Below are 24,161 nucleotides of genomic sequence, written 5' to 3' on the forward strand. Positions count from 1 at the left end.
CGGCCCCACATTTCTTGCGGCGGCGCCACAAGAGAGAGAAAAATGCGGGAACTGCGCTCCTGCGCAGGTGTCTTTTCTCGTTGGGTTGTGGCCTTTGCTACACTGGCGGCCGTGCGGCAACAGTCCTTAGTTGGCGGTTTGCTTTTAGCCACGGCGTGCCACCGGGGTCCCGGCCCCCTGGCCGAGGTGGCAGGGAAAACCATCACCTTAAACGACGTGCACCAGGCCGTGGAGCGGGTGGCGGAAAGGCCGGCCTCCCAGGTGGCTCCGGAGCTGGTGGCCCAGGTTTTTGTGGACCTTTTGGAAACCGAGGTGGTTTTGGCCGCCTCGCAAAACCCCGGTGACCGCGCCCTGGCCGAGCCCCAACGCTCGCAACGGGCCCGTGAGCTTTTGGTGCAGCTTTGCCCCCCTCCCCCACCTCCCAGCGACCAGGAGGTGCAAAGCGCCTTAGCGCAAGAAAGCGGGGGCGAGGTAAAAGAGAGGGTGTTTTTGCGCCAGCTCATCCTCGCGAGCAAAGCCCAAGCCCAGGAAGCCCGGGAGCGCCTGGCACGGCGGGAGGATTTCCTGGCCCTGTCGCGGGAGCTCTCCCGGGCCCCCAACGCCGCCACCGGTGGAGCCATCGGCTGGGTGGAAAAGGGGCAGCTCCCCCCCGAGTTCGAAGCGGCCATCGGCGGGCTGGACGTGGGGCAGTACTCCCAGCCGGTGCAATCCCCCGCCGGCTGGCACGTGTTTTACGTGGAAAAAAAACAACAGGGGCCTGACCCCACCACCACGGAAAGCGTTCGCCAGCGCCTTTTAGCCCAAAAGGTTGAAGAAGCCCGCAACCGGTGCTTGAAGGAGCTGGCCCGCAAGCTGGAGGTGAAGGTGTTTTGCCAGGATGCCCCGTTTCCCTGCCGCAACCCCTTTGGGGAGGAACCATGAAGCGTTTTTGTGTGCTCTTGCTGCTGCTGGCCGCCCCGGCAGCCGCCGAAAAGAGGCTCTTGGAAGCCATTGTGGTGCGGGTGAACGAGCGCATCCTCACGGTTTCGGACCTGCGGCAAAGGGCGGTGGAACGAGCGGCTGAAACCGGCAAAAAGCTCACGCCGGAAGACATCCCCACCTTCCTGCAGGAAGCCGTGGATGAGCTCTGCCTTTTGGAGCGGGCTTCCGAGCTCAAAATCGAGGTGGAGCGCGCCGACGTGGAAGCTGCGGTGGCTCAGCTCAAGGAGCAAAACCACATTGCCGACGATAAAGCCTTTGACGAGCTTTTGGCCAACCTCGGCATGACCCGAAAGCAGCTGGAAGAGCGCCTGAAAGCCACCATCACCATCAACCGCACGCTGCAAAAGGAAGTGGGTCAGCTGCCGATTACCGAGGAAGAACTGAAGAGCCGCTACGAAAAGGAAAAGGAGCGCTTTGCCATCCCGGAAAAGGTGCACCTGGAGCACGTGCTTTTCCCCATTAAGTCGGACGGCAGCAACGCCGAAAGCCAGTGGGAGCGAGCCCGTCGCCTGGTGGCGGCGGTGCGCGCCGGTGCTGATTTTTCGCAAAGCGTAGCCGAAGAAACCAAAAAGGGTGACGCCAGCGGCGGCGATTTAGGGGAAATTGCCCTTCCCGACCTGCGGGAGGAGGTGGCCAAAGCCGTGGCAAACCTGCAAACGGGAGAGGTCAGCGATCCCTTTGCTCACCCCGCCGGGGTTCACGTCATCCGCGTGAAAAACCGCATTCCCAGCAGTTACAAGCCCTTCTCCCAGGTGGTGGAGCAGCTGCGCCTGGAGGAAATGGACCGGCGCTACCGGCAAAGGCTGCGCTCGGTGGTGGACAACCTCAAGACCCGCTACGTGGTGGAGGTTCACCCCGAGTACTTCTCGCTTTAACGGCTATTTCCCTTTACCGCCTACCATTTTCACCGCCAGGCACTCGAAAACCGTAACTCCCCCTTGGTAGGAAACGGTGCCGTGGCGCAAAACCCGCCAGCCGCCGTTGTGATAAAGCCCGTTTTCCGCCAGTTGCTCGGCCAAGTTGCTGGCCCCTTCCAGCGCCGCCAGCAAACCCGGGCTTTGCGTGAGGATGATGGGCTTTTGCCCCGGAGCCGCCACCACCGTGAGCGGCTCCACCGCCAAGTTGGAAAGGTCAGGGAGGAGAAAGGCCTCGGGAACAGGTTTGGCCTGCAGGCGGATCATGCGCGCCCGGGTATCGGGGCCCACGGTGCGCTTGGAGGCGTCCACCAGGTCCAGGAGGTAGTTGCGGACGTCGTCCAGGTCCTTGACTTCGTAAATCTTCTCCAAATCCGGGTAGGTTTGCAGGGCCTTGGCCAACAGCGAAATTTCCCGCAGGTAGTGGTTGCGCTGGTTTTCGGGAACCAGGTACATGACCACCAGCACCACCGGTTTGCCGTCGGGGGCACCGTAGTCAATTCCCGAAGGGCTCCAGCCAATCACGCACTTTAAATCCTCGTCAAAAGGGAGACGGGCGTGGGGGCACGCCCACCCTTTGCCCAAACCGGTATTGGCCGCCTCCTCGCGTTTCAACACGTAGCCAAAAACGTCGGTGCCGGCGGGAACCTCGGGGAATGCCTCAATGATGTGGGCCAAAAACTGCAGGGCCTCGGTTTTGTCAGCGTGAGGCAGCTCAAACAAACGCCCCTCCTGCAGTGCATCGAGAATGGTATCCATCATTCACCTCCGAATTTGGCAAAAAACCAGCTCTTGACCAGGTGGGCCAGCACCCCATAGGCCAGCAAAAACACCGCCACCCAGAGCCAATAGGACAGCGGCAACGGCACAAGCCCGAGCGTTTGCGAAAAAGGCGAGTAGGGAAGCCAAACACCCAGAACCATGACCGAAAGCGTGGCCAAAAGCATGGAAGAAGAAGGCCGGCTCTGGAAAAACGGCACTTTTTTGGTGCGGATAATGTGGACGATGAGGGTTTGCGTAAGAAGCGATTCCACAAACCACCCGGTCTGGAAAAGACTCACCAAACTCTGGCGGCTTCCTTCGTCAAGCTGCGGAGACAAAAACTCCCGGCAGCCAAAGAAAAACCACATGAGGGCAAAGGTGGCATAATCGAAGAGCGAGCTCACCGGGCCAACGAAAAGCATGAACCGCTTGATGTTTTCCACGTGCCAGCGAAGCGGCTTGGCCACTTGCTCTTCGTCCACGCGGTCGGTGGGAATTCCGGTTTGGGAAAAATCGTAGAGCAAATTGTTGGCCAGAATTTGCACCGGCTTCATGGGGAGAAACGGCACGAGATAGCTTGCTCCCAGCACCGAAAACATGTTGCCGAAGTTGGAGCTGGATCCCATGCGGATGTACTTGATGATGTTGGCAAAAACCCGGCGCCCCTCCATGATGCCTTCTTCCAGCACCAAAAGGCTTTTTTCCAAAAGCACGATGTCCGCCGCTTCTTTTGCCACATCCACCCCGGAATCCACGGAAATGCCCACATCTGCAGCCCGCAAGGCCGGCGCGTCGTTGATGCCGTCACCCAAAAACCCCACCACATGCCCGTTGCGGCGCAGCGCCGCTACCACCTCTTCTTTTTGGGTGGGCGTGAGCTTCACAAAAACCTGAGCCTCCTCCACCACATTTTCCAGCTCTTCGGGGGAAAGGGAAGCCAGCTGCGCGCCGGTGACCACCCGCTCCACGGAAAGGCCCACGTCGCGGCACACCTTTTCGGTGACCAGGGCGTTGTCGCCGGTGAGCACCTTCACCTGCACCCCAGCCTTTTGCAACAGCTTCAGCGCTTCATCGGCGGATTCCTTGGGGGGATCAAAAAACGCAATGTAGCCCAAAAGGATGAGATCGCTTTCGTCTTCCACGGTAAACGTGGTTTTTTCCCGCCCAAACTCCCGGTAGGCTATGCCCAACACCCGAAAACCGTCGCGGTTGAGCTTTTCCACTTCTTCGAATAAATCCGCACGAATAGCAGGAACAATCGGATATATTTCGTCTTCGATTTGATAACGGCTACAGCACGAAAATATTTCTTCCACCGCTCCCTTGCAAATCAACACGTGATCGCCTTCGTACTCCACCACCACCGACATGCGCCGTCGCTGAAAATCAAAGGGGAGCTCATCCACCAGCCGGCACTCGCTTGTGTCCAAATCGGCGTATTCGAGGATGGCCCGGTCAATGAGGTTGCGCAGGCCCGTTTGGAAGAAGCTGTTGAGGTACGCGTAGTTGAGCACCTCTTCGCTGGGGTTGCCCAGGATATCCACGTGTTTTTCCAAAACCACCCGATCCTGGGTGAGGGTGCCGGTTTTGTCGGTGCACAGCACATCCACCGCCCCAAAGTTCTGGATGGCCGGCAGACGCTTGACGATGACCTTTTTCTTGGCCATGGAAAGCGCCCCTTTGGCCAGGTTCACCGTGAGCATCATCGGCAGCATTTCCGGGGTTAAGCCCACGGAAACGGAAAGGCCAAACAGCAGCGCTTCCACCCAGTTTTTCTTGGTAAGCCCAACGATGAGGAAAACCAGGGCCACCATGACCAGCATCATGCGCATCATGAGGAACGTGAAGTCCCGCACACCGCGGTCGAAATCGGTTTCCGGTCGTTCCTCGGCCAAGCGCTGGGACAGGGCGCCAAAAAGCGTGCGCTGGCCGGTGCGCAGCACCAGGGCCTGGGCGGTTCCGCTCTCCACCCAGGTGCCAAAAAAGCAAGCGTTGGGCAGCTCCAGGCTCGTGGCCGGGGCGGAAGGGGGAACGGCAGCGGTTTTTTCCACCGGCAGGGACTCACCGGTGAGCGCCGATTCGCTTACGAAAAAGTCCTTGGCGGTGATGAGGCGCACATCGGCAGGGATAAGGGAGCCCGCGTGCAGGACCACAATGTCACCAGGCACCACTTCGGCAATGCGTACCTCGGTTTCCTGCCCATCGCGCAGCACCAGCGTGCGGGACTGCACGCGCTTGCCCAGGCGCTCCACCGCCTGGCTGGAGCGGCGATCCAAAACGAAAGAAAGCCCCACCGACAGCAGCACCATGGCGCTGACGATGACCGTGGACTTTGCTTCGCCAATGGCTGCCGAAACCGCAGCAATCACCAAAAGCTGCAGCACCAGCGGGCTCTTCAAGCGCTTGACCAGGTCCTGCAGAGGCTTGAGCTTTTTAAGCTGGCTCACCTCGTTGGGGCCAAAGTGAGCGAGCTTTTCCTCGGCTTCCTCGGCGGTGAGGCCGGAAAGGCGCGAACCCACCTCGCGCAAAGCCTGCTCCAGGGGCAGCGAGCAGAAGCGGATGAACTCCTTGTCCTCCTGGTTGGCCGCACGCCACCCCACCGCGGCGTTGCGCCTGGACACCGGCGCCTTGCCTTGAGGCGGCATCAGTGCCCCTCCCGCAGCGGCGTTAGCGCGTCTACCCTTTTTCCGCCTGTAGGCCGATGAAACTTCGGGGTTTTCTCCACCGTCCACCTCCAGCCCTCTTCCGGCGCCTTCCGCCCGCGAGGCTAGAGGTGAACGGCAAGGCTAATGGACGTTCGCCTTCACGCTCCTAGCCACGGGGCGAAGCCGGCACCGGTGGGAAACCACGAGCCTCGGGAGGCTCAAGCTACTTGGACTGCCATCGGCGTCGCCCATCGTGTACCCTCCACCGCCGGTAACCACCAGCGGCAGGGCAAGTATAAGCCCCAAGGCGCCTCCTGAAAACACCCCCGGCCAGGAGCCCCACAGCAAGGTGGAACACCACCCCGGGCAGCCCCGGGGACTTGACATCGGGTTCTTCCGGCTCCAAGATGGGAGTGGACAAAAGTGGAGCGAAGTGGACCAAGGTGGGCCACTCGCTGTGGCAGGCGAAGATGAACGGGGCGACAGGCTTTTTCCGGGGGAGCTTCCAGGCCAGCATTGACGACAAAGGTCGCCTGAAGCTGCCGGCTCGCCTGCGGGAACAGCTGGCCCAGTGGTACGGCAACCAGGTGTTCATCACCTCTTTTGACCCCTCCGAGCTCCGCGTTTACCCGCTGCCGGTATGGGAGGAGTTCGAACGCCGCTTTTTGTCCCAGCCCTCCCTCAACCCCTTGGTCCAGCGGCTGATGGAGCACGCCAACTACGGGCAAGAGGAGGAGGTGGACAGCCAGGGACGGGTGCTGATCCCCGCGCTGCTGCGGGAAGCGGTGGGGATCAACGGCGAGGTGGTGGTTTCCGGTCGGGGCAAGTTCTTTGGCGTGGTGGCCCGCGAGCGGGCCAGGGCCGAGCTGGCCCGGGCCTTCACCCCCGAAGAGCTGCAGCAGCTTTCGGCGCTGGAGCAATGAAAGACCATGGCCGAGCCCCGTCACCTTCCGGTGCTGGTGCAGCAGGTGGTGGAGCTTTTCCGCCCCTGCGGCACTGGCCTGTTGGTGGACGCCACCGTGGGCTTGGGGGGGCACAGCGAGGCCTTGCTGCAGGCCTTTCCCCAGGCGCAGGTCCTGGGGCTGGACGTGGACCCGGAAGCGCTGGCCTACGCGCAAAAGCGGCTGGCCCCTTTCGGGGCGCGGGTGGAGCTGGTGCGGGCCTCCTACAGCGCGCTTTCCGAGCTTCTGGCAGAACGGGGGCTCGCGCCCTCCGGGGTCCTTTTCGATTTGGGGGTTTCTTCCCTGCAGCTGGATGTGGCCGAACGGGGCTTTTCCTTTCGCCTGGAGGGACCGCTGGATATGAGATTCGCTAGGGAAGGACCGACCCTTGCGGAAATCCTCAGCGCCACCTCCGAGCCGGAGCTGGCTTCGTGGCTTTCCACCTACGGCGAGGAGAAAAAGGCGCGCCCCATTGCCCGGGCCATCTTGCGGGCGCTTTCCCAGGGCCACCTGCGCACCACCCTGGACCTGCGCCGGGTGGTGTGGTCGGTGACCGGTCCCAAGCGCGGGCACGTGGACCCGGCCACCCGTACCTTCCAGGCCTTGCGCATCGTCACCAACCGCGAGCTTTCCGGGCTTTCGCCGGCGCTGGAGGAGGCGGCGCGATCCCTGCGGCCGGCAGGAAGGCTTCTGGTGCTGGCCTACCATTCGCTGGAAGACCGCATCGTCAAGACCACCTTCCGGCGGCTTTCCGGGCACTGCGTGTGCCCACCGGGCACCCCCACCTGCCGCTGTAACCCCGAAGAGCTGCTGTCGGTGCTGACCAAAAAGCCAATTCTCCCGAGCAGCGAAGAGGTGCGGCAAAACCCCAGGGCCCGCTCCGCCAAGCTGCGGGCGGTGGAGAAGAAGCCATGACCATCATCAGCTACCGCCCCCAGAACGCCTGGCTGCGCCCCAAACTGGACCAGGGGTGGTGGCGGTGGTTCCTCACCTCCCTGGCCTACGGGGGGTTGGTGGCGGTGGTGCTGATTTCCGCCGCCCTTCCCCGCCAGGAGCGGGTGCGCCTGGCTTACGAAATTGCCCAGCTCCGGAAGGAAACGGCCCGTCTGGAAAGACAGGTGCAAGAGCTGGAGCTGGCCAAACACCGGCTCCTGGCCCCCTCCCGCCTGGCCCAGTCCCTCCCCCAGCTGGGTTTGAGCTTGCCCCAGCCGGAGCAGGTGCTGTACCTCACGCCCCAAGGGGAGCTGGTGGCCCCCACCCCCACAAAAAACCCGGGAGGAACGCGGTGACCCTCAACCCCCGGCGCTTCCAGCTGCTGATCGCGGGCCTTTTGGCCGGGGCCACGGTGGTGGTGGTGCGGTTGGCTTACGTGCAGCTGGTGCAGCATGAGCTGTGGCTTTCCGAAGCGGAAAAACAGCAAGAAACCCTGGTACCCGTGGATGCCCCCCGGGGCACCATCACCACCCGCGACGGCTTGCTTTTGGCCGGTTCGGTGGAAAAGGTCGCCATTTACGTGAACCCCAAGCGCATCCCCAGGGACCGCTGGAGCCTCGTAGCCCAAAAGCTAGCCCCGCTGGTGGGGCGCACACCTCCCCAGGTGCTGGCGGAAATGCAGCGGCGCAACGGCTTTTTCTACCTGGCCAAAGGGCTTTCCCCGGAGGTGGTGGAGCCGGTGACACGCTTGAACCTGCGGGGGGTGGGTACGCTTCCCTGGCAACAGCGGCTTTACCCCATGGGCACCTTTGCCGCGCCGGTGGTGGGCTTTGTTAACGCCGAAGGACAAGGGCAAGCGGGGGTGGAGGCTTCCTGTCAGAACCTTTTGGCCGGGGAGGCTTCCCTGGTGCGGCTTTCCCGCGACGGCAAGAGGATCCCCACCCAGCTGGACGAGCAAACGGAAAAGCCCGGGCGCCCCGGCTTTCAGGTGGTGCTCACCCTGGACGCCCGGGTGCAGTGGATCCTCGAGGAAGAGCTAGCCCGCATCCTGGAGGAAGTGGGGGGCAAGGGCGCCACCGCTGTGGCCATGGACCCCGCCACCGGGGAAATTTTGGGTTTGGCTTCCCTCCCCTCCTACGACCCCCAAAACCTCGCCAGCTACCCCAAGGAGACCTGGCACCACCGGGCGGTGGAAACCGTGCTGGAACCAGGCTCCACGTTTAAGCCCATCGTCGTGGCAGCTGCCCTGCAGGCCGGGGTTGTGCGCCCCGACAGCCTGGTGGACTGCTCAGGGGGTGGGGTGCAGGTGGCGGGGTTTTTCATCCGCGACCACGCCCGCTACGGGATCCTGCCTTTGGCCCAGGTGCTGAGCTTTTCCTCCAACGCCGGGGCCATTCGCCTGGCGCTGCGCACCCCAGCAACCACCCTGGACGAAACGATCCAGGCGTTTGGGTTTGGAAAAACCACCGGGGTGGAGCTGCCGGCGGAATCACCGGGGCTTTACCGGCCGCTTTCCTCCCGGTCATGGTCGGCGCTCACGCCGGCAGGTTTGGCGCTGGGCCAAGAAATCAGCGTCACCGCGCTGCAGCTGGCCCGCGCCTATGCGGTTTTTGCCAACGGTGGCCTGCTGGTGCGACCCACCCTCATCCACCAGGTGCGGGACGCCACCGGCCACACCGTGGTGGCGGGGGGACAACCCACACCCCGGCGGGTGCTGGCCCCGGACGTGGCTGCGGCGGTGGCCAGCATGCTGGAGCGGGTGGTCACCGAGGGCACCGGAAAAGCCGCGCAGGTGGCCGGTTTCCGGGTAGCGGGCAAAACCGGAACCGCGCAAAAAGCGGTCGAGGGCAGCTACAAGAGCGGCCGGCACGCGGCTTGGTTTGCCGGCTTTTTCCCGCTGCCTCAGCCCCGCATGGTACTGGTAGTTTGTGTGGACGAGCCGGAAGCTACGTACTGGGCCGCGGAGGTGGCGGCCCCGGCCTTTGGCCGCATGGCCGCCCGCCTCTTGCAGCTCTTTGGGCACGTGCCCAAGGTGGAGGGGGTAGCATGAAGGTGGCGAAGCTGGCGGCGGCTTTGGGCTGCACCTTCCGCGGGGACGGCTCCCTGGAGGTTTCGGGGATCACCCACGTGGCGCAAAAGGTGCAACCCGGTTGGATCTTTGCCGCCCTGCCGGGGCACCATCATCACGGCCTGGAGTTTCTCCCCGAAGCGCTGGCCCGCAAAGCTGCCGCCGTGCTTTCCGATCGCGACCCGGGTGCTGGCGTTACCTGGATTGTGGCGCAAAATCCCAGGCCCGCCACCGCCAGAGCTGCCTGGCTTTTGGCCGGAAACCCCCAGGACAAACTCACCATGGTGGGGGTGACCGGCACCAACGGCAAGAGCACCGTGTGCGACCTCACCGCCCGCATCCTCAAGGCTTTCGGGCGGCCGGTGGGGGTTTTTGGCACGCTGGGCTACCGCCTCCCCGGCCGGGAGGTCCCCGGCACCCGCACCACCCCGGAGCCCGCCGACCTGGCCCCGCTGTTGGCCGAGCTGGCCCAACAGGAGGGTGCCTGCGCGGTGATGGAGGTTTCCTCCCACGCCCTGGTTTTGCACCGGGTCACCGGGCTTGCCTTCGATGTGGCTTGCTGGACCAACTTCACCCAGGACCACCTGGACTTTCACCGCACCATGGACGCCTACTTTGCTGCCAAGCGGCAAATCTTTGACCTGCTGCGCAGCGCCCCACCGGGACGTCGGGTGCTCCCCGCCGACGATCCGGCCCTGGCTTCCGTGGTGGCGGAAAAGCGCCCCGGGGATGTGACCTTTGCCCTGCGTGTCGCCGCCCATGTAACGGCCAAAGACGTCTCCCTGGGCTTAAACGGCAGCAGCTTTACGCTGGTCACCCCCGAAGGGGAGGCACCGGTACGCCTTTCGCTGGTGGGCGAGCACAACGTGAAAAACGCGCTGGCGGCGGCGGCCTGCGCGGTGGCCCTGGGCGTGCCGCTTGCAACCGTGGTTGCCGGCCTTTCGGAAGCCAAACCGCTTCCCGGCCGGCTGGAGCCCGTGCCCCTGGACGCGCCGTTTCACGTGTTTGTGGACTACGCCCACACCCCCGATGCCCTGGAAAAGGTGCTGACCACCCTGCGGCCCCTCACCCCCGGCCGGCTCATCGTGGTGTTTGGGTGCGGGGGGGACCGCGACCAGGGAAAGAGGCCGCTCATGGGGGCGATGGCCGCTCGCTTAGCCGATGTCCCCATCGTCACCTCGGACAACCCCAGAAGCGAGGACCCCATGGCCATCATTGCCCAAATCCTGGAAGGGGCAGCCCCGGTGGCCAACCCCAGGATCCTGGTGCTTCCCGACCGCCGGGACGCCATTGACGCCGCCCTAAGGCTGGCCGAGCCGGGTTCGGTGGTGGTGCTTGCCGGCAAAGGGCACGAGCAGGAGCAAATCTTTGCCGATCGCACGGTGCCCTTTTCCGATCGGGAGGTGGCGCTGGAGCTTGCCAAGCGGAGGAAGCTGGCATGAGGGTTAGCCTTGCCACCATCGCCCAGTGGTTGGGGTGCCCGGCTCCCGAAGGGGCTGAAACGCTGTGGGTGGAGGGCGTGGCCTTTGACTCCCGGCAGGTGCGGCCCCAGGACCTCTTCGTAGCTGCCCCCGGCGAGAAAACCGATGGGCACCTGTTCGTTTCCGAAGCGGCCTCCCGGGGGGCCGTGGCTGCCCTGGTGGCGCGGCCGGTAGACGCCCCCTTGCCGCAACTGGTGGTGTCCGACACCGTCAGCGCCCTGCAAGCGCTGGCCAGCCGCCTCCGGCAGGAAGCCGGCTTCCAGGTGGCGGCGGTCACCGGCAGCGTGGGAAAAACCACCACCAAAAGCATGCTGGCCGCGCTCCTCGCCCGTCGCTTCCGCGTCGCCCAGACCCAGGGGAGCCGCAACTCCCAGCTGGGCTTGCCGGCGGAAATGTGCAACCTCAATCAGGATGTGGAATGGTTTGTGGCGGAAGCGGGGATGAGCCGGAAAGGCGAGCTTACCCGCCTGGGGGAGGTGCTGCGCCCGCAGGCGCTGCTGTACACCCGCATTGCCCCCGTGCACCTGGAGTTTTTCCCCTCCGTGGAGGCCATTGCCGAAGCCAAGGCGGAGCTCATCCCCTTCCTGGACCCGCAGGGGGTCCTGGTCCTCAACGCCACCGACCCTTACCAGGAAAGCTTTTCTTCGCGGTTTTCCGGGCGCAAACTCAGCTACGGGTTGCCGGGGAAAAGCGATGTCTGGGCCGATCAGCTGGCCTCCCGGGGGCTTTTGGGCACCAGCTTCACGCTGGCGGGTCCTTTGGGCGGGTTTGCGGTGGACCTGCCTTTGCCCGGCCTGCACCAGGTGGAAAACTTCCTGGGGGCAGCGTGCCTGGCCCGGGCCCTGGGCGTCCCGGTGGAGGAGCTGGCGGCTGCCGCCGGAAAGCTGCGAGCCCAACCTCACCGGGGGGAGGTCCACCGCTTGCCCTCGGGGGCGCTCCTGGTGGACGACAGCTACAACGCCTCACCGGTGGCGGTGGCCCGCATGCTGGAGCTTTTGGCGCAAACGCCGGGAAGAAGAGTGGCGGTGCTGGGCGAAATGCTGGAGCTGGGACCGCAAGCACCCGATTTCCACCGCGAAGTTGGCGCCAAAGCCCGGGGGCTCTGCCACCGCCTGTTTGCCGTGGGCGGAGAAAACGCCAGGGTTTTGGCCGAGGCTTTTGGCACCGAAGGTACGTATGTGGCTTCCGCCGAGGAAGCGGAAGAGGTCCTGCAAAACGAGCTCAGGGAGGGCGATGTGGTGCTGATCAAAGGGTCGCGGGGCATTGGCCTGGATCGGCTGGTGGCGGCGCTTTTGGCGGGGAGGGGCTGATGCTTTACCTCCTGGCCTGGCATTTGCGGGAGCTGTGGAGCCCGCTCAACGTGTTTCGCTACATCACGTTTCGCGCGGCCCTGGCCGTGGTGGTGGCGCTTTTGGTGGGCCTGGTGCTGGGCCCCCGGCTCATCGCCCTGCTCCAGAAGCTTGCCATCCGCCAGGCCATCCGTGAAGAGGGACCGGCCTCCCACCGGGCCAAAAGCGGCACCCCCACCATGGGGGGGCTTTTGATCTTGACGGCGGTTTCGGTGGCGGCGCTTTTGTTTGCCGACATCACCGAGCCCTGGGTGTGGGTGGCCTTTGGCACCACCCTGGCCTTCGGGGCCATCGGCTTTTTGGACGATTGGCTGAAGGTCCAGCGCGGGAAAAACCTGGGCTTGCGGGCCTGGCAGAAGCTGGGGCTGCAGCTGGTGGCCGGGGCCTTGGCGGCGGTTTTCGTACGGCTGGTGGCCGGCCATNNGCCACGCGGGCAAGCTTTACGTGCCGTTTTTCAAGCAGGTGCAGCTGGATTTGGGCTGGGCCTACATCCCCTTTGTGATGCTGGTGCTGGTGGCCTGCTCCAACGCCGTCAACCTCACCGACGGCCTGGACGGCTTGGCCATAGGCGCCAGCCTCCTGGCTTCCGGCACCTTTGCCATCTTCACTTATGTGGCCGGCCACGCGAAAATTGCCCAGTACCTGCAGGTGCCGGCGGTGGCGGGGGCTGGGGAGGTGGCGGTGTTCTGCGCCGGTTTGGTGGGGGCCGGTTTGAGCTTCTTGTGGTTCAACTGCCACCCGGCCATGGTGTTCATGGGCGATGTGGGCTCCCTGAGCTTGGGGGCAGCCATTGGCATTGCCGCGGTGATTGCCAAGCAGGAGTTGGCCCTGGTGATTGTGGGAGGGTTGTTTGTGGCGGAAGCTGCGTCGGTGATCCTGCAGGTGGCCTCCTTCCAGCTGCGGGGGAAGCGCATCTTCCGCATGTCTCCCCTGCACCACCACTTTGAGCTTTCGGGTTGGGCGGAAACCCAGGTGGTGGTGCGTCTCTGGATCGTCGCCGCCATGTGCGCCTTGGCCGGCTTGGCCACCTTGAAACTACGATGAGCGGATTGCACTGGCGTCGCGCTTTGGTCATTGGGCTGGGGGTTTCGGGGGTGGATGCCTGCCGTCTTTTGCGGGCTAAAGGGGTGGAGGTGCGGGCTGCGGACCGGGCTTCCCGGGAAGAGCTTGCCTTCCGCCTGGCGGAGCTTCCCCCCGAGGTGGAGGTGCACCTGGGCGAGGTAGGACCGGAGGTGTTGGCTGACGTGGACGGGGTGGTAGTTTCGCCGGGGGTTCCCCCCAGCGCGCCCTTGGTGCAGGAAGCGCAACGCCGGGGTTTGGAGGTCATCCCCGAGGTGGAGTTGGCGTTCCGCTTTGCCGGCTCCACCCCCATCATCGGCGTGACCGGCTCCAACGGCAAAAGCACCGTGACCGAGCTTTTGGGCCTGGTGCTCAAAACCGCCGGCTTCAAGGTTGCGGTGGGCGCCAACCTGGGCCCTGCCGCTTCGGGAATGGTGCTGCGTGGTGGCTGGGAGGTGATGGTTTGGGAGCTTTCCTCCTTCCAGCTGGAGCTGACCCAGAGCCTGCGACCCAAGGTGGCGGTGTTCCTGAACCTTTCCCCCGACCACCTGGATCGCCACGGTTCCATGGAAGCCTACCGCCAGGCCAAAGCCAAGATCTTCGCCTTTCAAACCCCCGACGATCATGCGGTGATCAACCAGGACGACCCCCAGGTGGCCTCGCTGGCCACACGCGCCCAGCGCCACGGCTATTCGCTCCGCTGCCAGGATGCCGAAGCTTGCTTTGACGGCACCCATCTCATGCTGCAAGGCCGGGTGCTCATGGCCCGCCAGGCCTTGCCGTTGCCTGGAGACCACAACGTGGCCAACGCGCTGGCTGCCGCTTTGGCCTGCCGGGTGTTTGGCCTGGATCGGGACGCCATCGTCGCCGGCTTGCGTGCCGCCCGTTCCCTCCCCCACCGCCACGAGCTGGTGGCGGAAATCAACGGGGTGCGGTACGTGGACGACTCCAAGGGCACCAACGTGGGCGCGGTGGTCGCTGGGTTGTCCGGTTATCCACCCCGGCGGGTGCACCTCATCCTCGGTGGCCTGAGCAAGGGGCAGGATTTTCGCGAGCTCATTCCTGCCGTGCGGGAGCGGGTGCTGCGCGCCTACCTCATTGGCCAGGCCGCCGACGAACTGGAGAAGGCGTTGACCGGCGTAGTGCCCGTGGAAAAGTGCGGCACCTTGGAAGAAGCGGTGCGGATAGCCCACCTCTGCGCTCTGCCCGGGGATGTGGTGCTGCTTTCGCCGGCCTGCGCTTCCTTCGATCAATTCCACGACTACGCCCACCGCGGGCACGAGTTTGCCCGTCTGGTTCATGCGCTTGCGGGGGAGGAGAATGCCTAAACGCAAGCACCTGGACCGCTTCCTGCTCTTTTCCACGCTGGTGGCGGCGCTTTCGGGTGTGGCTTTGGTCTATTCGGCTTCCGCTCCCCTGGCCAGGGACTACTACGGGCTCCCCGCTTGGGACTTTGCCTACCGCCAAATCATGGCCTGGGTCATCGGCACCGTTTTGATGCTGGCCTTCGCCTTTGCCCCCCTGGAGAAGCTCCTCTCCCGGCCGGTGGCCCTGGGGGCTTTGGCGGTGACCTGGGTTTTGTTGCTCATCCCCTACTTCCAGCCGGAGGTGGCGCAAACCCACCGCTGGCTGCGCTTACCGGGGGCTTCCCTGCAGCCCTCGGCGCTGGCCAAGGTGGTGCTGCCCCTGGCCCTGGCTTCGGTGCTGGCGGAAATGCCCGTCCGTGGACGGGAGCAAAACCGCTACCTGGTGTTCACCGGCTTTCTCACCATGATCACCGCGGCTTTGGTTTACTTCGAGCCGGACCTGGGCACAACCCTGCTGCTGCTCGGCACCGCCACCGCCATGCTGGTGGTGGCCGACACCCGGCCGGGGGCCCTGGCAGCAGCGTTCGTTTCGGTCCTTGCCGTAGCCGTGGTGGGGATCCTGGCCGAGCCTTACCGCATGAGCCGGATTTTGGGCTTCCTGTCCGGGACCACCTACCAGGTGCAGCAAGCGCTCATTGCCCTGGGAAGCGGTGGCCTTGCCGGCCGGGGACCGGGGGCCAGCGTGCAGAAGCTTTTCTTCCTCCCCCAGCCGCACACCGACTTTATCTTTGCCATTGCCGGGGAGGAGCTGGGGTTTCTGGGAGCGCTGGCACTGCTGTTCCTTCTGGCCCTCATCGTGGCCCGCTGCTTTGTGGCCGCTACCAGAGCCCCCAGCCGCGCCGCGGCGCTTTTGGCCTGCGGCTTAGGGTTCGAGCTGGCCCTGCAGGTGCTGCTCAACGTGGCGGTTTGCCTGCACCTTTCCCCGGCCAAGGGGTTGCCCCTGCCGCTCATTTCCGCGGGGGGCTCGGACCTGGTGGCCAACCTGGTGGCCCTGGGTTTGGTTTTGAACGTGGAGAAGGAGGGCTCATGAGGGTTTTGGTGGCTGGCGGCGGCACCGGTGGCCACTTTTACCCCGGCTTGGCGGTGGCCCAAAGGCTTCTAAGCCTTGGGGCCGAGGTGTTCTGGCTGGGCGCCCGAGGCGGGCTGGAAGCTAAAAAGCTTGCGGACTTCCCCATCCCTCACAAGCTGCTTTCGGTTTCCGGCGCCGTGGGGGTGAAGCTTGCCGCCAAGGTGAAAAGCCTTTTGCGTTTGGGACCGGCGTTTTTGTCGGCCCGGGCGTTTGTGGCCCGGGTGCGGCCAGACGTGGTTTTGTCGGTGGGGGGCTATGCCGCTTTTCCCGGGGCAGCAGCGGCCGCTGCCGCGGGAACACCGCTGGTGATTCAGGAGCAAAACGCCTGGCCGGGGGTCACCCACCGCTTGATGGCGCCGTGGGCCGCAGCTATTGCCTGCGGCTTTCCCCAAGCGCTGGAGGCCTTCCCCTCGCTCCCCGCGCGCTGGACCGGAAACCCGGTGCGCCAGGAGTTCTTCCAGGTGCCCCCTGCTCCGCAAAAGCGCTCGCTTCTGGTGCTGGGGGGAAGCCAGGGCTCCCAGGTGCTCAACCGCCTCTTGCCCGAAGCCTTGGCGCTCATTCCCCCTGAGCTGCGGCCGGAGGTGATGCACCAGGCCGGTGAGAGGTGGGAAGCGGAGGTGAGGGCCCGCTACCAGGCTTTGGGGGTGCCGGCCCAGGTGGTGGGGTTCCTCGCCCAGCCCTGGGAAGCGCTGCGGGAAGCTCCGCTGGTGGTGGCCCGGGCGGGGGCGCTCACGGTTTGCGAGCTGGCCGCCGCCGGACGCGCGGCCATCCTCATCCCCTTCGCCCAGGCGGCCCACGGTCACCAGCTGGCCAACGCCCGAGCCCTGGCCGCCACCGGTGCCGCCTGGATCATGGAGGAAAGGCAAGCTTCTCCTTCGGCCCTGGCCAGCCTCTTGAGCTCGGTTTTTGCCGATTTGCCCGCTTTGGCCGAAAAGGGAGCCCAGGCCAAGGGCTTGGCCCGCCCCGACGCCACCGAAGAGGTGGTGAGGGTGCTGGTCCGGCTCAGCCGAAAACCGGTGGAGGTGGCGGCATGAACTTCGGGCGGGTGCGGCACCTGCACTTTGTGGGCATTGGCGGCGCCGGCATGTGCGGGCTTGCGGAAATCCTGCAAAAGGAAGGGCTTGAGGTTTCGGGGTGCGACCTGGCCGCAAGCGAAACCACCATGCGTCTTTCCCAGCTGGGGGTTTCCTGCCGCCTGGGCCACGATCCCCAGCACCTGGCCGGGGTGGACGTGGTGGTGGTTTCCTCGGCGGTGTCAGCGAGCAACCCCGAGGTGCAGGCCGCCCACCAGCGGGGGATCCCGGTCATCCGCCGGGCGGAAATGCTGGGGGAGGTCTCGCGCCTGAAGTGGACGGTGGCGGTGGCCGGCACCCACGGCAAAACCACCACCACCTCGCTTTCGGGCTTCATCCTCACGCAGGCAGGGCTGGACCCCACGGTGGTAGTTGGTGGACGGGTGCACTTCCTGGGGGCCCATGCACGGTTGGGCCACAGCGAGTTCCTGGTGTGCGAGGCCGACGAGTTTGACCGCTCGTTTTTGGCCCTGCACCCGGTGATTGCCGTCATCACCACGGTGGAAGCCGAGCACCTGGACACCTACGGCACGGTGGCGGCCATGGAAGAAGCGTTCGTGGAGTTTGCCAACTCGGTGCCGTTTTACGGTGCGGTGGTGGCCTGCCTGGACGATCCCGGGGTGCGGCGGCTTTTGCCCCACATCCGCCGGCGCACCCTCACCTACGGCTTCACCTCCCAGGCGGACCTTTCCGCCCGCCTGTGGGAGCTCACCCCCCAGGGGGCAAGAGCCCGCCTGGTGTTTTCCGGGCAGGAGCTGGGGGAAATTTCCGTGCCGCTTTTTGGCCGGCACGGGTTGTCCAACGCTATGGCGGCTTGCGCCGTGGCTTTGGAAATGGGGGTGCCCTTCTCCACCATCGTGCAAGCGGTGGGCTCCTTTTCGGGGGTGGCCCGCCGCTTCGAAATCAAGGGGGAGGTGAACGGGGTGACGGTGGTGGACGACTACGCCCACCACCCCACCGAGGTGATGGCCACCCTGCAAGCCGCGCACCAGAGGTTTCCGGGGAGGCGGCTGGTGGTGGTCTTTCAGCCCCACCTCTTCTCCCGGACCCAGGCCTTCGCCCGGGAGTTTGGCGAGGCCCTTTTGGAAGCCGACGTGGCTTTCGTGCTTCCCATTTACCCCGCTCGCGAAAGCCCAATCCCCGGGGTGACCGCCCAACTGGTGGTGGACGCCGCCAAGGCCGCCGGGCACCGGCGGGTGGAGGCGCTGCCTTCCCTCCAGGAGGCAGCCGAAAGCCTTCCCCAGCTGTTGCAACCCGGCGATGTGCTGCTCACCCTGGGGGCCGGCAACGTGGTGGAGTTGGCCAACGCCTTGGTGCGAGGAGGTGCTGTATGACCAGGCGATGGACGGCTCGCCTTTGGCTCAAAGCCCTGGTTTTCCTGTTGGCCCTCTTGGGCGCCGGAGTTTTGGCGCAAGCGTGGCAGGTGCACAAGGTGGAGGTGGTGGGCGTTCGCCGCTTCGATGCCACCGCCATCGGCAAAGCGCTGGAGGACGCTTTGGGTAAGCCGCCGCTCTTGGCTTCCGCCTCCACCCTCCGGGAAAAGCTCCTGGCGGTGCCGTGGGTGGCCGATGCCCAGGTGGTGGTGGGGCTGGACGGCAGCATCCGCTGCCTGGTGCAGGAGCGAACGCCGGCGGCGATCCTCACCGACGGCCAGCCCTGGCAGCTGGTGGACGCCCAAGGGAAGATCCTCGGGCCCGCCGGCGGCGAGCTTGACCTTCCCCAGCTTTCCGGCTTTGCCCCTTACCCCGAGGAAAGGGCCAGGGTGCTCAGCATCCTGCCCACCCTGGCCGCCACCTGGGGACAGCCGGTGGTCAGCTGCCAGCGGCTGGGGGCCCGGGATGTGGCGGTGCTGTTTGCCCACGAGCCCCTCACCGTGGTTTTGGATCCCCAACGCCCCGAAACCCTGGTGCACGCGAAGCAGGTGCTTTTGGCGTGGAACAAGGCAAACCTCGGCCCGGTGGCCCGCCTGGACCTGCGGGTGGCCGGCAAGGTCTTTGTGCAACCGGTGGTGAGCGAATGATGGCCAGCGACACCTTGCTTTCGGCTTTGGATGTGGGGAACTCCCGGGTCTTGGCCCTTATGGCCGAAGTCACCCCGGAGGGGGAGCTGGTGGTGCGCGGAGCCGGCATGGCGCCGCTGCCCGAGGGCATGGAGGCCGGGCAGGTGGTGGGCTTCAAAAGCGTGGTGGAGCGCATCAAGGAAGCGGTGCAGGAAGCGGAAACCTCCGCCCGCATGCCCATGGAGCGGGCCTGGGTAAGCGTGGCGGGAACCTACGTGGTGGGCAAAAACACCAACCCCGAGCTGCCCATTGCCCCTCGCCGGCAACCCATCACCGCCAAGGACCTCCAGCGCCTGTGGGACGCCGCCCGCTGGCAAAACCTCCCGCCGGGGCACGTGGTGCTGAACGTGCTCCCCCACGACTTCACCCTGGACGACCAGGAGCACCTGGTCAACCCCGAGGGCATGGTGGGAAGCCGGCTTTCCATGAACGCCCTGGTGCTCTCCAGCAAGGAGGGGCCCCTGCGCACCCTGGAAAAGGCCATCAACGACGCCGGGGTGGCGGTGGAGGGTTTCCTCTTTGCGCCGGTCGCGGCCTCCCTGGCGGTGCTGACCCCTGAGGAAAAGGCGCTGGGCGCTCTGGTGGTGGACTTTGGCTTTGGTACCACCAACTTTGCCCTCTGGCACCGCTCCCATGTCGTAGCCACCGGCACGCTGCCCTTCGGTGCGCAAAAGCTCAACGACGACCTGGTGCAGCTGTTCGGCACCACCTTCCAAGCTGCAGAAGAGGTGAAGAAGAGCAAGGTCACGCTGCTTTTGGACACCGTGGACGAAGAAGAAGTGGTGCTGCTGCCGGTGCTGGGGGGAGGCACCACCAAGGTCTCCCGGAAAAAGGTGTGTACGGCGGCAGCGGCAAGAGTGGCCGAAATCTTCCAAATGGTGGGGATGGCCTACACCCAGCAGCTCACCCGGGACGTGCGGCTCTTGTCGGTGGTGCTGTGCGGCGGGGGCTCCTACCTGGAAGGCATCGAAGCGCAGGCCAGTGCGGTTTTTGGCTGTCCCGCCCGGTTGGGAGAGCCTCTGGCTTGGCAGGATGCCACCAGCTGTCTGTCGCAGCCGCCGTTCCCCCTGCGTTCCGCCGCTTGTGCTTTGGGTTTGCTTCACTTCGGCAGCCAAACCAGCCAAGGGAGGGTGGGACCTTTAGCTGCCGGTTTGCAAACGAGAAAACCAAGCCTTTTGGACCGGCTCTTGAGCCGAGTAAAAAAGCTACAAAAGGAGGAGGGTGCTTATGATCATCCTTGACGATGTCCACGATGAAAAACCCGCCATTGTCCCCGACGAAGAGCAATCGCCTGCGGTGTTGAAGGTGGTGGGGGTGGGTGGCGGCGGCTGCAACGCCATCAACCGCATGATCCGCGCCGGCGTCAAAGGCGTGGAGTTCATTGCCGTCAACACCGACGCCCAATCGCTGAGTCGCTGCGCGGCGCCCACCAAGATCCAGCTGCAAACCCCAAACACCCGCGGACGGGCGCTGGGAGCCGGAGGCAACCCCAAGGTGGGCAAGGAAGCCGCCCTCAACAAAACCGACGAGCTCCTAGAGGTGCTCACCGGCGCCGACATGGTGTTCATTGCCGCCGGCATGGGGGGTGGCACAGGCACCGGTGTCGCTCCGGTCATTGGCACCCTGGCCAAGGAAGCCGGAGCGCTCACCGTGGCGGTGGTGAACACTCCCTTTTCCTTTGAAGCCAGCGAGCGCATGCGCATTGCCCAGCAGGGGCTTGCTGAGCTGGCCGGCTGCGTGGACACCCTCATCGTGGTTCCCAACGCCCGCCTGGAAGAAATGGCCCCCGCCAACATCACCATTACCGAGGCTTTCCTCCTGGCCGACCAGGCACTGCACCACGGCGTGCAAGGCATTTCCGAAATCATCAACGAGGTGGGTGTGATCAATCGGGACTTTGCCGATGTCAAAGCGGTGCTGGAAGGCGGCGGCATGGCGCTCATGGGCATTGGCGTTTCCTCCGGCGAGCACCGGGCCCTGGAAGCGGCGCAAAACGCCGTGGCTTCCCCGCTTTTGGACGGCATTGCCCTGCACGGTGCCCAGCGGGTGTTGGTCAACTTTGTGGCCGGACCCGACGCCACCTTGGGGGAAATCAAGGAGGCGGCCCGCTGGATCCGCGAGCAGTGCGCCGAGAATTGCCTCTACCTCTTCGGCTACGTGCAGCGCGAGAACTTCGACAACCAAATCCAGGTCACGCTCATTGCCACCGGCTTTGCCGGCATGGAGCAACCGGAAAACAAAAGCGCAAGCCGCGCCGAGGTCAAGAAAAGCGAGGTCGCAAGCTTAAACCCCTTCCTCCCCACCACCAGCGACACCCCCAACTTTGGGGTGCAGATTCGCCCCGATGACTTCCACCTGCCCACGGTGCTCCGGCAGCAGCTGGACTAGGGCTCAGCGCTTGCGAAAGAGGGCTTCAAAGGCAGCGCGGGGGTCTTTCAGGGAGGGCTCGTCGCTGGCAAACTCCTGCACCAAACGGGGGGAGTAAAGCTGGCAGGCGTTGGCAGCGTTTTTGTTGGGAACCCGGGTCAGCACCGGCTTGAGGCACTCGTTGGGTGCCGAGGTATCAAAAAACGAGCAGTGGGCGCAGGAATGAAGAGCGGTCTTGCACTTAAAGCAGGTGGCTTCCAGCGGCACCGAGCTGGTAAACGGCTGCTTTTCCCCGCATACTCGGCAGCGGAAGACAGAAACCGTTGGGGCCCCCAAACCCCGGCCGCGGGGGGCCAGGCGCTCTTCGTCCCGCGCCCGGCGGCTCTGCTCCCTCTGCCTTTCCCGTTCTTCCCAATCGCTGTCCTGGTAACCCCGATGGCGGTACTTGCGATCCGACATACTTCCTTTATAGCACCCGCCGCCGCTCTCGGCTAGCCCATTCCCTCCGCGTCAGAAAGCGACCCCCCGGCCAAGCCCGGCAGGCACCACGACCTCTCCAACGCGCGCTAGCAGCACGCAACGCCGAAACGGCCGTTTCCCTCACTGAAGACCGATTTTTGTTAAGACCGGGGCTTGCCCTCGAGCCTTGGTTCTGGCTGTTCCTCGAGCTTTCCCAGCTCCTCGCGCATTTGCCTGATTTCCTGGTAATTGACGTGTCTTTCTTCGGGCTGCCCCCATTCTTTGGGGTGCAGGTACGTCCCTTGCTCGTTTGCGGGCTTTTCTTCTTCCACGGGAATGCGATGAGCCTCAGCAAAGGGGTCCTTGCGAATACCGGTGACCTGCCAGGAAACCTTCATGCCTGGCCTGCCGCCCGCAATCTTGAAGCGGTTGTGGGCGATTTCCTCGGCCACGTAAAGGCTTGGTCCTGGAGCACCAAGAGCCGTGAGCTGGTAGCGGAAGTCCCGGTTCAACGCCTCAAACCATTCGGGCAATTCCACCCAGGCTTCGCCGTTTTGGTCAAGCACGACGTTCCCGTCGTAAACGTTCTTCATATCCGGCGACTCCACAAACGAGTGGTAGAGGTACTTATGCTCAGGATCAAGCGGATGGTCAATCTTGAAGGAGCCGCCACCCTTGAAAAGGTTGGCGGTAACCTGCACGTTGCCCTCAAAAAAGCCGGCAAGGCCGCTTGCGGTCCAGCCGTAAACACCACGGCCGGTGTTGCTGCCACCGGCTACGCCACGGCCGTAATCGCTGTGGCCGTGCACGCCCATGGCTAAAGCCGAGTTGGCTACTCCATACACACCCCGCCCGTCACTCTTTCCCGAGTCCCCATAAACCGCGGCTGACCCGCTGGTGGTTAAGCCCTTGACAGCGGTTCCCGAGGTGCTAAACCCGTACACCCCGGTGCCGTCCATGCTGCTAAAGCCCCTCACACCGGTGCCCGAAGGGCTGTTACCATTTATCGCTGTTCCCGATCCATCGTTCGTCACCCAAAACACATGCCCCGCTGTATTTGCGGAGCCACTGTAGGGTAGGGTCAGCCCGCCCTGCTCATCCACACCCCACACCACCGCGCTGCCGTCGTACTTCAAAACCCGATCGCTGGTGGCACCAGTGCCGGAAATCTTAGACGCTGTCACCGCAGCGTTGGCGAGGTCGGCCGTTTGCACGCTGCCATCGACAATCTTTGCCGAGGTAACGCTGTTGTCCGCCAACATTCCACTGGTAATCCCGCCGTTGGCCACTGCCAAAGTCACGTTTCCTGAAGTTCCGCCTCCGGTAAGCCCCTGCCCTGCCGTCACACCGGTGATGGTGCCGCTGCCACCACCGGAGTTTTCGGCAAGCAAGCTGTCGGCAAAGTGCATCTCCACCGTGGAGGGATCATCCGAGCCGTTGGCAATGGAAGAGCCAAAGGCAATCACCTTGCCTGAGCCCCCCGTGACCTCAATTTCCACCTGATGGTTGGGCATGGAGGTCCCAAACAAGCTCCACACGTTGTCCTGCTTTTGCTCCCGGGGACCCAGACTCCAGGTACGAGGAGAACCCACCGGTGCCCCCGTTTCATCTAAAAGCCGCAAGGTCACGGTGCAGCTGTTCCCCGTGGTTTCCACAACCCCAATGTTGAAACGGAAGTCTGAAGACGCCTTATCCGAGGAGGTTTGCTTTACCCCGACAATGTGGGTTTTCTCCCCCATGCCAATGGCAAAGGAGGCTGGAACCCCTCCAAAGTACTGACCCTTCGAATCCCGAAGGCCCTCGCCCGAGCTTTGCGCGTAAATCCTCGAAGACACCAGAACCTTCTGGTTGGAGACGATCCGCAAGGCTCCAAAGGTGGATTCGTTAAACATGAACTTGACCGCATCGTCGTAGCGCCTGACATCGCCGGGTGGAATGGTGTCCGTGTAGGAGCTGGGTGAAGGGTTGGGCTGGCGTTTGAGAAAGTAGAAGGTGACGGTGGCCGGGGATGTGTTGGGGTTGTAAACCCAGACCGTGGTGTACCAGGGAGCCACCCCCACCGCCGAACCCACCGACGGCAGGTAGATGTCCGTGCCGGCAAAGCCGGCAAACGAAGGATCGGCCAGGGCAAAAAGAGCCGCGGCCAGAAATAGAACAACACCCCTGCGACGCATAAAAAGCCTCCTCTCTGGCCATCGTCGCCGTCTCCTGGAAGCCGTGTTCTGCACCCCCGTTGGGGGCGGCAGCGAGACCGGAATTGAGTCATAATATGCGTTGCAAATCTCGCTCCGTCAAGAGCTGGCCCGCACACACGTGGTGCCATCCTTTTTTCCAACAGAGTGGCACCTCCCTACGGTTTCCCGTGACGGGAAAGGCGGCTGCGCAACCTCCCAAGGAGCGTGGGCGATTCCCAACGCGCGGCGCTTTCATTGCTTACCCGCGCGGGAGCGCGGGTCCCACAGTTTTTTCTTTCTGTGGGGCCATCGCCGGAAATGTGGGGCCGCCGCTCCGCGGCGGCTAAAGAGAGAAACGAACTGCGCAGGAGCGCGGGTCCCACAATTTTGAGCGCGGCTCGCACACTTTGGGGATAGAAACCCGCGCGGAGCGCGGGTCCCACAGCTTCCCGCGCGGGTT

General features: G+C 64.3%; 19 protein-coding genes and 2 pseudogenes. 17 read left to right on the plus strand and 4 right to left on the minus strand.

The genetic code is table 11. The annotated features are described in order from the left end of the window. The first annotated feature begins 111 nt into the window (after positions 1 to 111). Positions 112 to 921: a peptidylprolyl isomerase gene (locus tag EG19_RS01300; RefSeq protein WP_152543841.1), complete on the plus strand. Its 810-nt coding sequence runs from the start codon at positions 112 to 114 to the stop codon at positions 919 to 921. Further along, a complete protein-coding gene (locus tag EG19_RS01305; protein ID WP_038046578.1) occupies positions 918 to 1,856 on the plus strand; it encodes a peptidylprolyl isomerase in 939 nt (312 codons plus the stop codon). The genes EG19_RS01300 and EG19_RS01305 overlap by 4 nt, the downstream gene beginning before the upstream one ends. A gap of 3 nt (positions 1,857 to 1,859) precedes the next feature. On the opposite strand, the gene EG19_RS01310 is transcribed toward EG19_RS01305, so the two are convergent. Further along, positions 1,860 to 2,654: a PTS sugar transporter subunit IIA gene (locus EG19_RS01310; RefSeq protein WP_038046581.1), complete on the minus strand. Its 795-nt coding sequence runs from the start codon at positions 2,652 to 2,654 to the stop codon at positions 1,860 to 1,862. Next, complete coding sequence (gene mgtA, locus EG19_RS01315) at positions 2,654 to 5,302, minus strand: magnesium-translocating P-type ATPase (RefSeq protein ID WP_053334735.1); 2,649 nt, start codon at positions 5,300 to 5,302, stop codon at positions 2,654 to 2,656. The genes EG19_RS01310 and mgtA overlap by 1 nt, the downstream gene beginning before the upstream one ends. A gap of 470 nt (positions 5,303 to 5,772) precedes the next feature. Between mgtA and EG19_RS01320 the strand changes: the two genes are divergently transcribed. The 15 genes and pseudogenes from EG19_RS01320 to ftsZ all read left to right on the plus strand — a co-directional run bounded on the left by EG19_RS01320 (position 5,773) and on the right by ftsZ (position 21,089). Continuing rightward, the gene (locus EG19_RS01320; RefSeq protein ID WP_038046583.1) at positions 5,773 to 6,225 is read left to right on the plus strand and encodes a division/cell wall cluster transcriptional repressor MraZ; all 453 of its coding nucleotides are present in this window, start codon (positions 5,773 to 5,775) and stop codon (positions 6,223 to 6,225) included. A gap of 6 nt (positions 6,226 to 6,231) precedes the next feature. Further along, the gene (gene rsmH, locus EG19_RS01325) at positions 6,232 to 7,158 is read left to right on the plus strand and encodes a 16S rRNA (cytosine(1402)-N(4))-methyltransferase RsmH (protein WP_038046586.1); all 927 of its coding nucleotides are present in this window, start codon (positions 6,232 to 6,234) and stop codon (positions 7,156 to 7,158) included. Then, positions 7,155 to 7,532 (plus strand): hypothetical protein, encoded by a 378-nt coding sequence (locus tag EG19_RS13320; protein WP_038046588.1) that lies wholly within the window; start codon positions 7,155 to 7,157, stop codon positions 7,530 to 7,532. The genes rsmH and EG19_RS13320 overlap by 4 nt, the downstream gene beginning before the upstream one ends. After that, positions 7,529 to 9,226 (plus strand): peptidoglycan D,D-transpeptidase FtsI family protein, encoded by a 1,698-nt coding sequence (locus EG19_RS01335; RefSeq protein ID WP_038046591.1) that lies wholly within the window; start codon positions 7,529 to 7,531, stop codon positions 9,224 to 9,226. Before EG19_RS13320 ends, EG19_RS01335 begins: the two co-directional genes overlap by 4 nt. After that, positions 9,223 to 10,686, plus strand: coding sequence for a UDP-N-acetylmuramoyl-L-alanyl-D-glutamate--2,6-diaminopimelate ligase (locus EG19_RS01340; RefSeq protein WP_038046594.1), 1,464 nt, complete (start codon positions 9,223 to 9,225; stop codon positions 10,684 to 10,686). Before EG19_RS01335 ends, EG19_RS01340 begins: the two co-directional genes overlap by 4 nt. Continuing rightward, a complete protein-coding gene (locus tag EG19_RS01345; protein ID WP_053334736.1) occupies positions 10,683 to 12,035 on the plus strand; it encodes a UDP-N-acetylmuramoyl-tripeptide--D-alanyl-D-alanine ligase in 1,353 nt (450 codons plus the stop codon). The genes EG19_RS01340 and EG19_RS01345 overlap by 4 nt, the downstream gene beginning before the upstream one ends. Continuing rightward, positions 12,035 to 12,496 (plus strand): annotated as a pseudogene (gene mraY / locus EG19_RS13980) (phospho-N-acetylmuramoyl-pentapeptide-transferase); the annotation flags it as partial. The gene EG19_RS01345 and the pseudogene mraY (EG19_RS13980), both read left to right, overlap by 1 nt. Positions 12,497 to 12,498: 2 nt before the next feature. Further along, positions 12,499 to 13,118: pseudogene (mraY, locus tag EG19_RS14380) on the plus strand (phospho-N-acetylmuramoyl-pentapeptide-transferase); the annotation flags it as partial. 5 nt (positions 13,119 to 13,123) lie between these two features. Next, positions 13,124 to 14,461, plus strand: coding sequence for a UDP-N-acetylmuramoyl-L-alanine--D-glutamate ligase (murD, locus tag EG19_RS01355; RefSeq protein WP_235208684.1), 1,338 nt, complete (start codon positions 13,124 to 13,126; stop codon positions 14,459 to 14,461). Further along, the gene (locus EG19_RS12160) at positions 14,454 to 15,530 is read left to right on the plus strand and encodes an FtsW/RodA/SpoVE family cell cycle protein (RefSeq protein ID WP_053334737.1); all 1,077 of its coding nucleotides are present in this window, start codon (positions 14,454 to 14,456) and stop codon (positions 15,528 to 15,530) included. The genes murD and EG19_RS12160 overlap by 8 nt, the downstream gene beginning before the upstream one ends. After that, positions 15,527 to 16,603: an undecaprenyldiphospho-muramoylpentapeptide beta-N-acetylglucosaminyltransferase gene (gene murG / locus EG19_RS01365; protein ID WP_038046600.1), complete on the plus strand. Its 1,077-nt coding sequence runs from the start codon at positions 15,527 to 15,529 to the stop codon at positions 16,601 to 16,603. The genes EG19_RS12160 and murG overlap by 4 nt, the downstream gene beginning before the upstream one ends. Next, on the plus strand, positions 16,600 to 17,976 hold the full coding sequence (murC, locus tag EG19_RS01370; protein WP_038046603.1) for a UDP-N-acetylmuramate--L-alanine ligase: 1,377 nt from the start codon (positions 16,600 to 16,602) through the stop codon (positions 17,974 to 17,976). The genes murG and murC overlap by 4 nt, the downstream gene beginning before the upstream one ends. Beyond that, the gene (locus EG19_RS01375) at positions 17,973 to 18,662 is read left to right on the plus strand and encodes a cell division protein FtsQ/DivIB (protein ID WP_038046607.1); all 690 of its coding nucleotides are present in this window, start codon (positions 17,973 to 17,975) and stop codon (positions 18,660 to 18,662) included. The genes murC and EG19_RS01375 overlap by 4 nt, the downstream gene beginning before the upstream one ends. Further along, positions 18,659 to 19,942: a cell division protein FtsA gene (ftsA, locus tag EG19_RS01380; RefSeq protein WP_081799827.1), complete on the plus strand. Its 1,284-nt coding sequence runs from the start codon at positions 18,659 to 18,661 to the stop codon at positions 19,940 to 19,942. Before EG19_RS01375 ends, ftsA begins: the two co-directional genes overlap by 4 nt. Further along, complete coding sequence (gene ftsZ, locus EG19_RS01385) at positions 19,929 to 21,089, plus strand: cell division protein FtsZ (RefSeq protein ID WP_053334738.1); 1,161 nt, start codon at positions 19,929 to 19,931, stop codon at positions 21,087 to 21,089. Before ftsA ends, ftsZ begins: the two co-directional genes overlap by 14 nt. A 3-nt stretch (positions 21,090 to 21,092) precedes the next feature. Here the strand turns inward: ftsZ and EG19_RS01390 are convergent, their stop codons facing one another. Together EG19_RS01390 and EG19_RS01395 are read right to left on the minus strand one after the other, a co-directional pair. Then, positions 21,093 to 21,527, minus strand: coding sequence for a hypothetical protein (locus tag EG19_RS01390; protein ID WP_038046611.1), 435 nt, complete (start codon positions 21,525 to 21,527; stop codon positions 21,093 to 21,095). A gap of 161 nt (positions 21,528 to 21,688) precedes the next feature. Beyond that, positions 21,689 to 23,701: a hypothetical protein gene (locus tag EG19_RS01395; RefSeq protein WP_038046612.1), complete on the minus strand. Its 2,013-nt coding sequence runs from the start codon at positions 23,699 to 23,701 to the stop codon at positions 21,689 to 21,691. Positions 23,702 to 24,161 lie beyond the last annotated feature (460 nt).

The organism is Thermoanaerobaculum aquaticum (assembly GCF_000687145.1).
Lineage (GTDB): Bacteria > Acidobacteriota > Thermoanaerobaculia > Thermoanaerobaculales > Thermoanaerobaculaceae > Thermoanaerobaculum > Thermoanaerobaculum aquaticum.

Coding starts and splice junctions, on each gene's coding strand:
- mgtA (WP_053334735.1), bottom strand. CDS start 5,302: ATGCCGCCTCAAGGCAAGGCGCCGGTGTCCAGGCGCAACGCCGCGGTG.
- EG19_RS01395 (WP_038046612.1), bottom strand. CDS start 23,701: ATGCGTCGCAGGGGTGTTGTTCTATTTCTGGCCGCGGCTCTTTTTGCC.
- ftsA (WP_081799827.1), top strand. CDS start 18,659: ATGATGGCCAGCGACACCTTGCTTTCGGCTTTGGATGTGGGGAACTCC.
- EG19_RS01305 (WP_038046578.1), top strand. CDS start 918: ATGAAGCGTTTTTGTGTGCTCTTGCTGCTGCTGGCCGCCCCGGCAGCC.
- EG19_RS01390 (WP_038046611.1), bottom strand. CDS start 21,527: ATGTCGGATCGCAAGTACCGCCATCGGGGTTACCAGGACAGCGATTGG.
- EG19_RS01310 (WP_038046581.1), bottom strand. CDS start 2,654: ATGGATACCATTCTCGATGCACTGCAGGAGGGGCGTTTGTTTGAGCTG.
- EG19_RS01345 (WP_053334736.1), top strand. CDS start 10,683: ATGAGGGTTAGCCTTGCCACCATCGCCCAGTGGTTGGGGTGCCCGGCT.
- EG19_RS12160 (WP_053334737.1), top strand. CDS start 14,454: ATGCCTAAACGCAAGCACCTGGACCGCTTCCTGCTCTTTTCCACGCTG.
- rsmH (WP_038046586.1), top strand. CDS start 6,232: ATGGCCGAGCCCCGTCACCTTCCGGTGCTGGTGCAGCAGGTGGTGGAG.
- EG19_RS01340 (WP_038046594.1), top strand. CDS start 9,223: ATGAAGGTGGCGAAGCTGGCGGCGGCTTTGGGCTGCACCTTCCGCGGG.
- murC (WP_038046603.1), top strand. CDS start 16,600: ATGAACTTCGGGCGGGTGCGGCACCTGCACTTTGTGGGCATTGGCGGC.
- EG19_RS13320 (WP_038046588.1), top strand. CDS start 7,155: ATGACCATCATCAGCTACCGCCCCCAGAACGCCTGGCTGCGCCCCAAA.
- EG19_RS01320 (WP_038046583.1), top strand. CDS start 5,773: ATGAACGGGGCGACAGGCTTTTTCCGGGGGAGCTTCCAGGCCAGCATT.
- murG (WP_038046600.1), top strand. CDS start 15,527: ATGAGGGTTTTGGTGGCTGGCGGCGGCACCGGTGGCCACTTTTACCCC.
- EG19_RS01375 (WP_038046607.1), top strand. CDS start 17,973: ATGACCAGGCGATGGACGGCTCGCCTTTGGCTCAAAGCCCTGGTTTTC.
- ftsZ (WP_053334738.1), top strand. CDS start 19,929: ATGATCATCCTTGACGATGTCCACGATGAAAAACCCGCCATTGTCCCC.